Below are 15,111 nucleotides of genomic sequence, written 5' to 3'. Positions count from 1 at the left end.
AAGTCACGGATTCAGGTATTTGTATCGATTAATTATTCGGTGTTAATTATTTTACTAAAGCTGTCAATCTCTTGAATCTGTAGAAGTTCATTCTGGTATGTTGTTAGCATAGCTTTTTTATTTTTCATTACGAAATGAAGACAACTAAATTTCCAGTTCATCCATTTTGTAATACCTCCTGCATTACGTAATTCATCAGGAAACATCATAAACCAAGTTAGCCATATCTTTAGTTTAAGGTGCCGGGCAAAATGATGAGCAGCAATATCTTCAACAATTGGCTCGATTTCGCTTAGTAAGTTCTCAATGTTTTCTGTTGCCAATAATTTGACTATTTTTTTGATGGCATCAGCTCTAAAAAAATAGCATCCGCCTTGGGTATATTCAAAATTAACATAATGCCCATCTCCAATTAAATCTGCATCACTCTTAGCAACAGCACGGAAAATAATATCATTAAAGAAAAAAACATCGGAATCTACACGGGCAACAATGTCATTATCTAAAGCATGTTCTGCAACTTCTCCATAAGCTTGCCAAATTGTCTTGATTTGATTAGCTCCCCAACCCATGCTTTTTGGCCAAGGTATAACCTTTGTTCCAGGAATTAGATTTTGTATAGATAAAATTTGAGCATCTGATAAAGGTTGTTCATTATCATTAAATACATAAATTTTAAAATTATGATTTGATGAAAATTTTAGCAGGCTGTGTAAAGAACAATACAGATATTTGAAATAAGAGTTACAGCTGAAATAACATAAATGAAATGTTGGCTGCGAATGCGTATTTTGCAAAAGCAATATGGTTCTAATAAATATATGTTTTACAAAATTAGGAAATTGCTTAACTCTTATTGGCATTGAAGGTAGAGATTTGCGCATTATATTAATGTTTGTCGGTGGCTAATATCTAATAACGCCGATTTAAGTAAATTGGCAGGTAATTATTGTAGGGTTTTGAGCCTAGTTTGATTGTATAATAATTTCAAATTCTTAGTGCTGCCAATTTTTTATTTCATTCCTTTTGGGAGACAAACCTACTGGCATTTTGGGTATTGTACTTGGGTTTTGAATCTGCCCATTGGTCACCCTAAGAGCCAACAACCTAAGTACTCGAAGACGGAAGTCCGGATACGGATGATGTTCAGCTAATTCTTGGAGATTAATTGATTCTGGCTCAGACAATTCAAAAGAGGGCAACATGCCAAATTAAGGTAGCGTAACAAGCGCTTTAGCTTAGACTATGTTTTTAAAATGGACTTAGCAAGGTTTGACGCGAGCACTGTAACGATGAGGCAAGTTGATGGAAGACGATAAAACCGTTTTCATGGGCGTTAGTCCGTTTAAAGCACCGGAAGCGGATGCTGATCGCACAGTATTGGCTAAGCCCGAGACGCTTCTGGTTGATTTGCTGAATATTAGCGGAGAAGTGATCGCCAATCATGCTTTCGAAAACAGTTTCAGTGTTGGTCGTGCCCAAGAGAATTCGGTGGTCGTCAATGATCAATCGATTAGCCGGCATCACATGCAAATCAAGCGGGAGCCCGATGGCTGGTGGCTGGTTGACTTAAATAGCACGCATGGCGTTTATCTGGACAAACAACGGCTGGCTGCTAAAACCAAATTGCACTTGCCGGTGTTGTTGGGCCTGGGCGTTTCGCCGTTTCAGCTAAAAATCAGCTCTACAAATGCAAAACCCGTTTTACCCACGCCAAAAGACGATGCCACCTTATTTGCCGCCGCGCAAACGCCTGTTTTAAATCAGCCCAAAGCGCCACCTCCTAAGCCGCAGCAGAACTTATCGGCCGATGCCATCAAGAATCGCCTGTTGTCCGAGGAAGAGTCGGCGGATATGGGCGATTACACCCGGATGGTGCGGCGGGTGATCCGCGAGGATAGAACGGTTAGAACCAAAAATTACAAAAAGCTGATTTGGTCCTTGGGAATCTTGTTTGTGATCTCCGCCGGTTTAGTCACGTATCAATACCTGGCGCTGGATAATGCCCGCAAGCTGGCGATCAACATGTTTTACGACGTCAAAACCTTAGAGGTCAGTTTGTCGCAAGCCGACATACGGCTGGCGGAGAATGTCGAGTCCTTGGCCAAAGCCTTAGAGGAAGTAAAGGACGAAAAATTAAAGGTCTCTCAAGAGCGCATCAAAGCCGAACAAGCAAAAATTCTGGAAGAGAAAAAACGCCTGGCGGAGGAAAGAAAGAAGTTGAAACTGATGAAAGCCAAATATCAGGAGTATCTAAAAGAAATCGATTTTCTGCGCCTGAGCTTTCCGACCGATGAACAATACGAGCGCGAGTTGATTACCCGCGTGGTCCGAGGCTTTGGGGAAAGCGAGTTGGAGCTACCCGACGAGTTTGTCACACAAGTGCGGCAATACATCAAAAACTGGCAGGATACCGCCCGGTTGCGCGTAGCCATTAAAAACATGCAAGACAACCAATATGGCACCATGGTTTTGGATGCGTTGGATAAGGAAGGCTTGCCGGCTTATTTTATGTATCTGCCGCTGCAGGAAAGCAATTACGACACCAAGGCGATAGGGCCGGAGACCCGTTTTGGCATTGCCAAGGGCGCTTGGCAATTCTTGGCCACCACCGGCCAGGAATACGGCCTGCCGCCCGGTCCATTGGCGAATATCAGAGAATACGACGACCAGGACGCCCGTTTTGATTTTGCGCAGGCCACCCAAGCCGGCGCCAAATACCTGAAATACATCTATAGCAAGCAAGCGCAAGCGTCCGGATTGTTGGTGATGGCCAGTTATAACTATGGTCATAATAAAGTGCGTGGCATGGTGGAAAAAATGCCCGACAACCCCCGAGACCGCAACTTCTGGAAATTCATCCAACAATACGAAATTCCGGTAGAAACCTACGATTATGTGTTTTACATCGTCTCGGCCGCGGTAATAGGGGAAGACCCAAAACACTTTGGTTTTGATTTTAGTCCGCCGCTGTTACAAATATCTCAGGCCGTCAATTGAGTTTTTGCTTTGCTTCGGCGGTTTTCGGCGCCTAATATTGGTTTAATTTGAGCCCGGATCTAAGGCGAGTTTAATGCCAATAGGCAAGAGCCGCGTTTAGACATACTGCGTGTTATCCATGCGGCGCAAGGCCCAATGATTATTTCGTAGGTTAAAAAAGTTGCGTTAGCCAAACGCTATCAGTGAAGCACGGACTAAAGCGGAAATTTTCGTCTAGCTGTTTTATCATGGCACCAACAAGGATGTGTTCGCCCCCGGGTTGGTCTCGGGCGTTTCCAATCGACAAGGATTTGCGATGTCTCCCTGTGCTGTGTTCATTCGGCTGTTTTCGGCCTCTTCCAGTTTCATTTTTGCCTGCTTAATGGCATTGGCTAATTCTAGTGTGTGTCAGGCCGGGCTAAATGACACATTCAATCTACCTATCAATCCCACGCCGCAGCAACCGGCACTATTGCTGGACCTGGGCAGCGTGCCTGACACACAATCTCGCTCGCTACCCGGTGTTCAATTCATACAGGGCCACGCGCTGCAAGACCCGCAAGCTGGTCTTAGCTGGCAAGTCGAGCCTGACGCCGTCAACGTGCTGCATTCAGGCTTTGGCGAATGGCAAGCGGCTTTTCGATTCAATTTAAGTCAACCTGTCGCGGGCGATTTCCAATTCTGGGCGCGCTGGCGACAGGGTGGCGATCCGAATGTTTGTGTGCAGACTTTTGAAATTTGGGCCGGGCCGGATGCCAAGCGGTTGACGTTGCGAGGCAGTTTGTCGCTAAAACCCAAGGGCTGGGAATATGCCTGGATTACCGGCGATAAGCCGGTGCCGCTAAAAGCCGGTGATACGGTGATCGAAATTCGCAATAGCGGTAACGGCCATGATGCCAAAGTGTTTGATGCGTTTTTGTTGGCTTCGCCGTGGGCCACATTGCCATTGGCGGGGAGTGCCGAACAGCCGGTCGTGCTGCTGGAACTGGGTAAGAATCCGGCTCTGGCGGCGTTGCCAAAGCCGCCCTATCTTGAACTTGTTTCTGGTACCGCCACGGCGGGCGCTAATACTGGCGCACTGACAATCGAGAACGATGAAGCGTTATTGTTTCATCAGGGATTTGGCGATTGGGGCGGACGTTTTCGTTTTGAGTTGCCGGCAACCCTTAAGCCCGGGCAATACCGGCTGCAAGCCCGCTATAAAAGCGGCGGCGAGGTGTCGCAGGTCAAACAAAATTTTATCGTCAAGGCTGGCGCCAAACCTGAAGAGCTGGCGACTCGCGCCGAGTTTGCGTTGAATAACACCACACCGTGGCAATATCAATGGTTACCGGCATCTACGACTATAAACTTGCTGCCCGGCGACCGTTGGTTGGAAATCGAAAACAGCGGCAAGGCCGACGGTGCCAAAGTCTTCGATGCCTTTTTATTGAAACTGGATAAACCGCTAGGTGACTGGATGTCCGCGGAACAAGCTCAGGCCAGAAATCGCTTCCTGACTTTGATCAAACCTGCCGCCGCAGGCCCACGTCGCCTTTATCTGCTGGATGGCAAGGGTGAAAATGCCGAGACATTGTTTCGCGGCTTGGCGGCGGATGCGGCTCGGTCTGTTTATGAACAGTTGCCGGTGACCTATATGGTCGGCCTGGAAGCCGAAACGATGGCTCGGCGATTGAATATTGAGACGCTGCCCGGAGCAGTAATCGCCGACGATCACTTTACCGTGCTTGGCGCACTGACTCAGCCTGCTAATGAAACGGAGGTGCTCAAATTTCTGGCTGAACCCGGCAAATTCGGCACTATGCCGAAGCCAGCTCAAGTTACTCCCCTGCAGCCGACACCTATGAGCAATGGTATTCCACACGCTTGGCTAGTCGGCGGCTTACAGGACGGGCAGGCCGGCGTCTCGGTGTTTGGCCTGGATACGGAAACCACTTTGCGTCCCAATCCCGAGCAACCCTACCTGAGCCTGGAAATGATGGGCGGTAAAATGCGCAATTGGCGAGTTGCAAAAACTCAGGCCAACGGCGAAACCGACATAGAAGCCAGCACCCAGCACGCTTACGGTTGGTCGCGCGGCACGGGCTATGCCCAGCTTTACGTATACGCCGAGCAGCCTATTCAAACGCAACTGCATCTGCGACATTCGGGTATCAAGTCCGCCGGGTGGCTGGATGGTCAGAATTTGACGTTTAATGATGATCCAACGCCTTTAACTGGCGCGCCGACGTCTTTCGGCACCCGAGCCAAAGCCCTATTGCATGGTTTGACCACGGAAGGCTTGCTGGCAAGCGCTACAGCGGAGCGCACGCAGTCGCCGCAAGTGGCGACGCTCAATCTCTCACCCGGCTGGCATAGCCTGCTGCTTAAACTGGTGATGCAACATGATCAAGGCGAGCGCTTTCATTTCTCCGGCGTGTTTACCGATGCGGCCGGGCGCGCATTGGAAGGCTTGAAAACCCAAGTCGCCGACCCCGATGCCGATCTGGCTTTGCAACGCATAGCCGGCAAATTGCGGCCTATCGTGTTCGTTGACGCACCGGCCAATCTGCCGCATCAGGGCGACGCAGTGAAGCTAAAAGTGGATTTACGCTGGCAACCTGTTTTGGAAGAAATGACATTATCGGCGCCGCTATTGCGTTTCCCGGCAAAGTTACGCCTGCGTCTGGTCGATTACAACGGCAAACAAATCGCTGAACGGGAAATTAGCGACACCTTTCCCGGTCAGGTCGAAGCCGATTTCGGCAAGCTGCTTGAGCCGGGCTATTACGCGGTCTATCCATCCTTGTATACAAACGATGGCCGCTTGATCATGCGTTATCCAGCCGACGGCTTTAGTGTGGTCGGCGGCAATGCCGCCCAAAAGCAACGCTTGGCGCAAAAAAAACTCTGGAACAACGATTACTATGCGTTGGCCGATGGCGATAAAAGTTTCAGGCAAGCCGGCGATTATTTCGCTTGGCTGGAACGGATGGGGATTTTCAAAAGCTACGGCAGCTATCCGGGCTTTGATCCCCAGTACCGGCCGCTTTGGGAACAAGCCAAGCAGCGTGGCTTACAGCTAGTCGCCGATTCTTCAGGCGACAGCAACTGGCTGAACGACAAGCCGGGGGACGGCCAAAGCTTTGTCAATGCAGCGGCTGCTTACACTCGCTATTTCAAAGCCACGAATGAAATCGACATTCGTCATGAAGCCGACTGGCAAAAGCTGCGCGAGCCGGCGCATTGGCTCGAGCGAGCGAAATGGGAGTACCAGCAGGCCCATCAAGCGCGCAGTGATGCGCATGTCGTCGGCGGTAGCCTGGTTAGGCCGGGCGAGGGTGAGTGGTTTAAACAGGTATTGCAACTGGGTTTGGATAATTATCAGGATGCCTGGGATGTGCATGCCTATCCGCAACAGCCGCCGCGTTTTGGCGGCCCCATCGGCAATGGTTCGAACGAAGATGAGCGGGGTGTTTTGGCAACCTATGCCAGCCTGGGCCGAAGCAACCAATTGCCGTTCTGGCTGGGCGAAACCGGCGCCAAGGCCATGCACGGCTTCAGCGGTCGGCGCTGGCAGGCCGAGCAGGTGGCAAAAATCATCGCCTGGGTCAACAGCCGTCAGGATTATCTGGGCGTGGGTTTTTGTATTGCACACGAATATGACCTGGCTTATGGCCGCATCTGGGATTATTCCTTGGGCCATAAGCCGGGCGAAGCGACGATGTATACCGCCGGCGCGCTGATCGACGGGCTGCCTTACCGTGCTATCGATACCAAGGATGGCAATATTCAGGCCGCCTATTTTGGCGACACCTTGATGATCTGGCGTGCGGACGAAACTATTAGTGTGTGGGCCATGCAGTTAGACCCAAAAAAAGCCTGGGTGGCGGTGGATGTGGTCGGGCAGGTTCGAGACTTGGCGGTCGATAGTGCAGGCAAGGCCAATGTTTCCATTTCATCCAGCCCTGTCTATCTGTTGTCGCGCGCTGACTATCTAAATTTGCTTCGCGATTAAAACCTGGCCTATTTGTGGTGCCTTTGCAAGGAGAATGGCTTTTCTATCCAGCAAAATAATGCGGCCGAGGGTAATAAGCTAACCAGGAAAGCCGGCGCTAAACCCATCCAGAATATCAGTTCACTACCGTGATGAGGAGGAAGTAATTTGGCAACTACCATGAAAATAGCTTTTAATGATAGACCATGAATTAAATAATAAGAATAACTCATGTTGCCCAGCCATCTAAGGTAGGGCAATGTAAATAAATAGTTGGTAAATCCTGAAGTACAAAAACATTCCAGACAGAAAATAAAAAACAGCGTGAAAAGCAATAAATACTTTAATGAAATATTGATGGGATAATAGCTGGTTATCCCGAATGATGTAATAGCCAATATTAAAGCTAGCAAGCCTATAGGCGGGAAGTGTTTTAAATAACCGCTTTCGACAGCTTCGTACAAAATTATTCCGGCAATAAACATTAATAAGCGAATTGGGCCGCTATGATTATAAAAATAGCCGAATAATATAATCGATGTCGATAAAAATAATAATATCCGGTATCTTCTCGGCCAAGAGCGCAGCTTAAGTGTCGTTATTAGTAACGGAATCAACAGGTAATAAAAAAACTCATAGCTCAATGACCAGGCTACGGTAATGATAGGAGTAATATCGAACAAGCCGGGCATCAGCAAATAATTTTGCATCACGAAAACAAATCCGCTTTTCCAGTCGTGGGGGATTTTCGATTCGGACGGAAAAGCAAACGAAAGTGCCAAATAAATAATAAAGACCACGGTAAAGGTTGGATAAATTCGCTGTATTCTGCGGTATAAATATTTTTTGAACTCGGTAGGCTTTTTTATCAGCATGCCGTAAATCAAATAACCGCTTAATACAAAAAACAAATCAACGCCGGTATTGCCGATGGTATGAATGTTTCTCGCAATTGCGTGAGTAATCGAATTTGTCAGCAGCCATGGTTCGATTAATGTCACATAGTGAACCAGAAATACCAGAAACACCGCAAAGCCGCGTATGCCTTCCATCGAGCGAATGGCGTTATGGCCAATATGGGATATTTCGAAAGTATTGCGGATCCAACTTGCGATATTTATCATAGTTATTGCTTAGGTTATTGATGCTGAGTCGAGGGTAAAAGTAATTAAATTACAAACCAATAGCGGCTGATTTACAAATCGCCAAGGTCCGTTCAACACATTGACCGTACTTGGCTGTCATTGGCGCAGGCAAATGAACCGTTTTTAAATTTACTTGGTCGGACTTCGTCCCGGCGCTAGACTTATAAAATCGCTAAACAGTATAGGATGGTCACGGTGACTAGTTCAAAGCAAACGCCCTTGTACGATTTACATCTGCAATTGGGCGCCAAAATGACCACATTTGCCGGCTACCAAATGCCGGTGCAATATAAAAGCGGGATCATTCACGAGCATTTGCACTGCCGCAGTCAGGCGGGTTTTTTCGATATTTCGCACATGGGACAGTGCAGAGTATCAGGCGAACACGCAGCAGAGGCCTTGGAAAAACTCACGCCCGGTGGCATCGTCGATCTAAAGCCGGGTGCGCAGAAATATACAGTGTTGACCAATGCCGAGGGAGGGGTGATAGACGACATCATCGTTACCCTCAACGCATCCGGTTTATCCCTCATCGTCAACGCCGGTTGCAAGGACAAAGATTTTGCTTACCTGCGCAGCCATTTACCGGCCGATTGTTTATTCGAAGCGTTAAGCGATTTAGCCTTGTTTGCCTTACAAGGACCGGGCGCAGTGGCGGTGATGGCCAAGTTTTCGGCTGAGGCCGGCGGGCTGAAGTTTATGCAGGCTTGCGCAACCGAGATTGCCGGGAGCGTATGCCATATCAGTCGCAGCGGGTATAGCGGCGAGGACGGCTTTGAGATTTCCTTGCCGCAAGCCGACGCGGAGCGAATCGCGCGTTTGCTGTTGGCGGAAGACGGTGTCGAACCGATAGGTTTGGGTGCCCGCGATACGCTACGCTTGGAAGCCGGTCTGTGTCTGTACGGGCACGAACTCAAAGAAACGATTACGCCTATCGAGGCAGGCTTGCAATGGATATTCAAAAAAGGCCATCGTGATTTTCCCGGCGCGGAAAAAATTCTGGCGCAATGGCAAAACGGCGCCGAGCGGGTACGGGTCGGTTTGCTGGTGGATGGCCGAATCCCTGTGCGTGAAGGTTGTGAGATAGTTCATCATGAGCAACAAGTAGGCACAGTGACCAGCGGCAGTTTCTCGCCCACTCTGAACCGTCCGGTGGCGATGGCGCTGCTGGACCGCCGGTTTGCCGAGCAGGGCAAGGTATTAACCGCGCTGGTGCGGAACTCTGCCATTCCGGTTACGGTCACTTCGCTACCTTTTGTTCCACACCGCTACTTGAGAAAATAAGCCCATGTCTGCCAAACACCCTCGTCTCGACCAACTGGAAATGCGCGGTAATTTCATTCAGCGGCATATTGGCCCCAATCCGCCGCAGACTAAGGAGATGCTGGCCGAGTTGGGCTTGAACGACCTGGAAGATATTGTCGGCCAAGTCATTCCGGCCAATATTCTCAACCACGAACCCTTAAAACTCACCGGCACCATCAGCGAGCGCGCGGTGATCAAATACCTGCGCAAGATGCGCGAGCGTAACAAGGTATTGGTGTCGATGATAGGGATGGGTTACTACGACACCATCATGCCGGCGGTGATCAAGCGCAACGTGTTGGAAAATCCCGGCTGGTACACCGCCTATACGCCGTATCAAGCTGAAGTGGGGCAGGGCCGGCTGGAGGCGTTGTTGAATTTTCAGCAAATGATCATCGATTTGACCGGCATGGAGATCGCCAACGCCTCGTTGTTGGACGAAGCGACAGCGGCTGCGGAAGCCATGACCATGTCGCGGCGCTTAGCCAAAAGCCAGTCCAACACGGTGTTGATCGATAAAGACTGCCATCCGCAAACCATCGCGGTGGTGCAGACCCGCGCCGGCTCCTTGGGCTATGACGTGGTAGTCGCCGATCCGTTCGGTAATCTAGAGCAATACGATTTCTTTGCCTTGATTCTGCAATACCCCGGTTCCAGCGGTGAAATCCGCGATCTTAGCGAAGCAACCGCGATCGCCCATGGCAAGCAAGCATTGGTAACGGTGGCCGCCGACTTACTGAGTTTGGTCCTGTTAAAGCCGCCAGCTCTGTTTGATGCCGATATCGCCGTGGGCAGTGCCCAGCGTTTTGGCGTGCCGATGGGTTACGGCGGTCCGCATGCGGCTTATTTCGCCACCCGCGACGACTTCAAACGCTCGATGCCCGGTCGCTTAATCGGGGTGTCCAAGGATAGTCATGGCCAAATCGCTTTGCGGATGGCCTTGCAGACCCGCGAGCAACATATTCGCCGTGACAAGGCCACTAGCAACATCTGTACGTCGCAGGTGTTGTTGGCGGTGATCGCCGGTTTTTATGCGGTCTATCACGGTGCGGAAGGGCTGAGGCTGATCGCCGGACGGGTGCATCGCTACGCACAAATTCTGGCTGCGGGTTTGGCGCAATGCGGCCATCAAGTGCTGAGCCAGTGCTATTTCGATACCGTGGTGGTCAGGGTGCCGAATCGCGCTCGCCGCATCGCCGCGCAGGCAGCTGATGTGAACATTAACCTGCGAGTTATCGATGCCGATACCCTGGGTATTTCGGTTGATGAAACCACCACCCGCGAGCATTTACGCACTTTGTGGCAAGTATTTGCTTCGCCCATCGCCGAACTGCCAGATATCAGCGCACTGGACGCCGCGCTGCACGAATGCATCCCCGATGCGCTGTTGCGCGACGATGCGATTCTGGAAAATCCGGTGTTTAGTCTGTATCACTCGGAAACCGAAATGATGCGCTACATGCGCCGGTTGGCGCGGCGCGATATCGCTCTGGACCGGGCGATGATTCCGCTGGGCTCGTGCACGATGAAGCTCAACGCCGCGACCGAGATGCAGGCCATTTCGTTCTACGAATTCAATTCCATGCATCCCTTCGTGCCGCTGTACCAGGCGCAAGGCTATCAGCAATTGTTCGCGGAGCTGGAAGATATGCTCTGTGATCTAACCGGCTTCGATGCGTTTTCCTTGCAGCCCAATGCCGGCTCGCAAGGCGAATACACCGGCTTGCTGGTGATTCGCAAATACCATCAAGTCAACGGCCAGGGGCAACGCACTATCTGCCTGATTCCGGCGTCCGCGCACGGCACCAATCCGGCCAGCGCCAGCTTGGCCGGCTTGACCGTGGTGGTGGTGGCTTGCGACGAGCAAGGCAATGTCAGCGTCGATGATCTACGCGCCAAAGCCCTGCAATATCAGGACACGCTGGCGGCGCTGATGATTACTTACCCGTCCACCCACGGCGTTTACGAACAAGCCTTCCGCGAGATCTGCGACATCGTCCATCAACACGGCGGCCAAGTGTATATGGACGGCGCTAACTTCAATGCTTTGGTCGGCATCAGTCGGCCCGGTAAAATCGGCGCGGACGTGGCGCATTTGAATTTGCATAAGACTTTTTGCATCCCGCACGGCGGCGGCGGTCCGGGGGTTGGGCCGATAGGCGTGGGGGCACATCTGGCGCCGTACTTGCCGGATCATCCGCTGGTGGAAGGCGTCAATCCAGCCAAGGGCGAGCATGGGACAGTGGGTACCGTATCAGCCGCGCCGTGGGGCTCCGCGAGTATTTTGACCATTTCCTGGGCGTACATCGCCATGATGGGCGCTACTGGTCTACGTCGAGCCACCTTGGCGGCCATCATGAATGCCAACTACATTGCTCGGCGACTGGCGCCGCATTATCCGATTCTGTACACAGATGCCAATGGCTGGGTAGCGCACGAATGCATTATCGATTGCCATCAGTTCCGCAAATCCGCCAATGTCACGGTCGAAGATATTGCCAAACGTTTGATCGATTACGGTTTCCACGCTCCGACCGTGTCGTTTCCGGTGGCAGACACTTTGATGATAGAGCCCACCGAAAGCGAGAATAAAACCGAGATCGACCGCTTTTGCGCAGCCTTGATTGCGATTCGTGAGGAGATTAAAGAGATCGAAGACGGCCTGGCCGACAGTCATAACAACGTGCTGCACAATGCGCCGCACACCCATCGGCTGCTGTTGGAGGAATGGACGCTGCCGTATTCCCGGCAAAAAGCCTTCTTCCCCGACAGCCATCAGCACGACGATAAATACTGGCCACCGGTGGGGCGTATCGATAATGTTTATGGCGACCGCAACATCATGTGCAGTTGCCCGACCGATTGGGCCGAGCCCATTGAGGGGATCTCCTGAACGCTTGCATGCAAGCCTTGGCCTTTGTCGATCTGGAAACCACCGGCGCTTCAGCCACCAAAGACCGCATCACCGAAATCGGTATCGTTTTGGTTGACGAGGACGGCGTTCGCGAGTGGAACCAATTAGTGCATCCGCAAGCCCGTATCCCGCTGTTCATTGAGCAATTGACCGGCATCAGTAACGAAATGGTCGCCGAGGCACCTAGCTTTGCGCAAGTGGCCGGCGAAGTGGCGGAATTGCTGGAAGGACGCTTGTTTATCGCCCATAACGCCCGCTTTGACTACGGCTTTTTGAAGAACGAGTTCAGCCGGGTGGGTATGACTTTCCGGCCGCAAGTGCTGTGTACGGTCAAACTGTCGCGGGCCTTGTATCCGCATTTTCACCGGCATAACCTGGACAGCCTGATCGAACGGCACGGTTTGCAGGCCAAAGACCGGCACCGGGCACTGGCCGACGCCCAATTGATTCATCAATTCTGGACCCAGGCCTATGAACAATTTTCCGACGAAACCGTCGATGCCGCCGTGCAGCGCTTGGTGGGTCGCTCCAGCCTGCCGTCCAATATCGATCCCTTACTGATTCACGATTTACCGGAAGCGCCCGGCGTCTACCTGTTTTACGGTGAGAACGACTTACCGTTGTACATTGGTAAAAGCGTGAATATTCGTAACCGGGTATTGGCGCATTTCGGTGCCGATCATAAGAACAATAAGGAAATGAGCCTGGCCCAGCAACTGCGGCGCATCGATTGGATTGAAACTGCCGGCGAGTTGGGTGCGCTGTTGCTGGAAGCGCGCTTGGTCAAGGAAAAAACGCCGGTTCACAACCAACGCCTGCGTCGCAAAAACGCCTTGTGCGCCTGGCAATTGCAACATCAGGGCGAACAACTGAAGCCACTGTTGAGTTGGGCCGGCGAGCTGGATTTCGGCGCCCAGGACAATCTGTACGGCTTGTACCACAGCCTGCGCGATGCCCAAAAAGCCCTGCGCGGCGTTGCCGAACAGCACGGCCTGTGTCTGAGCGTATTGGGCTTGGAGAAAACCGCCACTGGCCGGCCGTGTTTTGGCTACCAAATCAAAAAATGCCGTGGGGCTTGCTTCGGCGCCGAAGCGCCACTGGCCCATGCGGCGCGGGTGTTGATCGCCATGCAAAAACTCAAACTCGCCGTTTGGCCGTATCCGGGTGCGATCGGCATCAGTGAAGGCGAGGAACTGCATGTGATCGACCGCTGGTGTTACTTGGGCACCGCGAAAAACGAGGCCGAGATAGCGGAGTTATTGCAGGCCGGCGTTCCGGCGTTTGATCGGGATACTTATATGCTGCTCAGCAAGTCGTTGAAAAAGGCGGAGGTTGTGGTGCTGCCGCAGACATTGAGAGTGGTTGGTTGAACCGCATTCGTCCGATTACGCTTTGCTAATCGGACCTTAAATCATCAGTTGTAGCTACGCTCAGTTACTTATCCTTCCGAAGTGGATTTCGTGGTTAAAAAAAGTTTTTTCATGGCGTTATAAAAAAAAATGAGGAATATGAAAAAAGGAATCGCCATTAACATATGTTTTTTGTAATCAAAATGCTCCTCAAACAAATCTCTTGCTTCCTTTATGCCATGAAAAAAAAAGCTTTGCCCCTCCCAAGTATCTGCATTGTTAAATTCGTTTTTATGAATTGTGAATTTTTCTTGGAGTGTGCCGAATATTGGATGAAACCAAAATTTACCAGTGGCACCTTGTATCGCATTTTTTGGAAAACGCGTATATCTGTCGCCGGGTAAACCCCAATAAATTTCATGCTTACCGGAAGAGTCGGCCACATAATAAGTAGGGGGTGAGCATGAGCCTCTTCTGCATTTTTCTTCACCCTCTACAGATACAGTTCCCTCGTAAACAACCGCATCTTTAAGCGTAGGAAAATTTACAAAATGACTATATACCTTACATAAAAGTGGCTGGGCCGGGATGAATAATTTAAAACCCAATAAAAGCCATACTATCAATATAAAAATATTTTTTACTGTTTTCATTTCCTGCTCATAAAGCCATTTTCAACATCACATCTTTTACAGCTAAATCCCCTGCCACAGCCAGCGTAGTACCGTAGGGCGGATAAGCGAAGCGCCATCCGCCAAATTGGCTAATCTTTACTAATGCCAAACTATCGACGTAACCGCATCCCTGGTGGAAGGTATTTCTTCACGCTGAATTTGCTCGAACGCAAATCTAGCCTGCTAGTCGATCATATCGACAAACTAAGGCTCGCGGTGCGGATTGTTCGGGAAAAGCAAGCTTTTCACATCGACGCGTGGGTGGTTTTGCCCGATCACATGCACGCAATCTGGACATTACCGCCTGGAGATGATTGTTATTCAGATCGCTGGCGGGCAATCAAAAAAGCGTTTTCCAAAGCGATTCCTAACACCGAGTACCGATCCCCGAACCGAATCAGACGCCACGAACGGGGAGTTTACCCAAGGGCACAAGTGGCAAAGGCGATTTTGGGAACATACGATTTTCGATGAGGCAGACTACATCGCGCATATGGATTATATTCATTACAACCCGGTGAAACACGGTTGGGTCCGCGCGGTGGAAGATTTACCCACCGGGCATAAAGGCCATATTCTAGCTTTCATCGTTTGGTAGAAGTCGGCGTTTATCCTTCGGATTGGGCGTGCGGTGTTTCAGAATCTGTTAACGCTGGGGAAATGCATGACTTTTAGTAATGCTCGAATGGCGGATGGCGCTTTGCTTATCCGCCCTACGAACTGGGTGGCACATTGTCTGGGGTAAGAAAGGCCGAGACGCAAGGTTTTG

8 protein-coding genes and 1 pseudogene are annotated in these 15,111 nt (G+C 50.8%); 6 read left to right on the top strand and 3 right to left on the bottom strand.

All coding sequences use genetic code 11. The features are described 5' to 3' along the window. Positions 1-32 precede the first annotated feature (32 nt). On the bottom strand, positions 33-884 hold the full coding sequence (locus A1332_RS25010) for a glycosyltransferase family A protein (protein ID WP_082879766.1): 852 nt from the start codon (positions 882-884) through the stop codon (positions 33-35). Positions 885-1,305: 421 nt separating this feature from the next. Here A1332_RS25010 and A1332_RS18075 point away from each other — a divergent pair, with 421 nt between their 5' ends. After that, the gene (locus A1332_RS18075) at positions 1,306-3,000 is read left to right on the top strand and encodes an FHA domain-containing protein (protein ID WP_064009833.1); all 1,695 of its coding nucleotides are present in this window, start codon (positions 1,306-1,308) and stop codon (positions 2,998-3,000) included. Positions 3,001-3,295: 295 nt separating this feature from the next. After that, entirely contained in the window at positions 3,296-6,976 is a 3,681-nt protein-coding gene (locus A1332_RS18070) for a hypothetical protein (protein WP_064009832.1), read from the top strand. A gap of 8 nt (positions 6,977-6,984) precedes the next feature. Here A1332_RS18070 and A1332_RS18065 read toward each other — a convergent pair whose 3' ends face one another. Then, complete coding sequence (locus A1332_RS18065; protein ID WP_064009831.1) at positions 6,985-8,079, bottom strand: acyltransferase family protein; 1,095 nt, start codon at positions 8,077-8,079, stop codon at positions 6,985-6,987. A gap of 207 nt (positions 8,080-8,286) precedes the next feature. Here A1332_RS18065 and gcvT point away from each other — a divergent pair, with 207 nt between their 5' ends. The 3 genes from gcvT to A1332_RS18050 are packed head-to-tail and all read left to right on the top strand — an operon-like array spanning position 8,287 to position 13,689. After that, a complete protein-coding gene (gene gcvT / locus A1332_RS18060; protein WP_064009830.1) occupies positions 8,287-9,384 on the top strand; it encodes a glycine cleavage system aminomethyltransferase GcvT in 1,098 nt (365 codons plus the stop codon). 4 nt (positions 9,385-9,388) lie between these two features. Next, positions 9,389-12,298 carry an aminomethyl-transferring glycine dehydrogenase gene (gene gcvP / locus A1332_RS18055; RefSeq protein WP_064009829.1) on the top strand — a complete coding sequence of 970 codons (2,910 nt, stop codon included), beginning with the start codon at positions 9,389-9,391 and terminating at the stop codon, positions 12,296-12,298. 8 nt (positions 12,299-12,306) lie between these two features. Further along, positions 12,307-13,689 (top strand): 3'-5' exonuclease family protein, encoded by a 1,383-nt coding sequence (locus A1332_RS18050; RefSeq protein ID WP_197491505.1) that lies wholly within the window; start codon positions 12,307-12,309, stop codon positions 13,687-13,689. A 68-nt stretch (positions 13,690-13,757) separates the two neighbouring features. Here the strand turns inward: A1332_RS18050 and A1332_RS25405 are convergent, their stop codons facing one another. Further along, positions 13,758-14,321, bottom strand: a complete 564-nt coding sequence (locus tag A1332_RS25405; protein ID WP_157204046.1) for a hypothetical protein — start codon at positions 14,319-14,321, stop codon at positions 13,758-13,760. Between the two features lie 123 nt (positions 14,322-14,444). On the opposite strand from A1332_RS25405, the pseudogene A1332_RS26555 reads away from it, so the two are divergent. Continuing rightward, positions 14,445-15,017: pseudogene (locus tag A1332_RS26555) on the top strand (REP-associated tyrosine transposase). Positions 15,018-15,111 lie beyond the last annotated feature (94 nt).

Source organism: Methylomonas methanica (assembly GCF_001644035.1).
GTDB classification, from domain to species: domain Bacteria; phylum Pseudomonadota; class Gammaproteobacteria; order Methylococcales; family Methylomonadaceae; genus Methylomonas; species Methylomonas methanica_A.
The sequence above is the reverse complement of the archived record's forward strand: the minus strand, read 5'-3'. Positions and strand labels throughout refer to the sequence as shown.

Coding starts and splice junctions, on each gene's coding strand:
- A1332_RS25010 (WP_082879766.1), bottom strand. CDS start 884: ATGCGCAAATCTCTACCTTCAATGCCAATAAGAGTTAAGCAATTTCCT.
- A1332_RS18075 (WP_064009833.1), top strand. CDS start 1,306: ATGGAAGACGATAAAACCGTTTTCATGGGCGTTAGTCCGTTTAAAGCA.
- A1332_RS18070 (WP_064009832.1), top strand. CDS start 3,296: ATGTCTCCCTGTGCTGTGTTCATTCGGCTGTTTTCGGCCTCTTCCAGT.
- A1332_RS18065 (WP_064009831.1), bottom strand. CDS start 8,079: ATGATAAATATCGCAAGTTGGATCCGCAATACTTTCGAAATATCCCAT.
- gcvT (WP_064009830.1), top strand. CDS start 8,287: ATGGTCACGGTGACTAGTTCAAAGCAAACGCCCTTGTACGATTTACAT.
- gcvP (WP_064009829.1), top strand. CDS start 9,389: ATGTCTGCCAAACACCCTCGTCTCGACCAACTGGAAATGCGCGGTAAT.
- A1332_RS18050 (WP_197491505.1), top strand. CDS start 12,307: ATGCAAGCCTTGGCCTTTGTCGATCTGGAAACCACCGGCGCTTCAGCC.
- A1332_RS25405 (WP_157204046.1), bottom strand. CDS start 14,321: ATGAAAACAGTAAAAAATATTTTTATATTGATAGTATGGCTTTTATTG.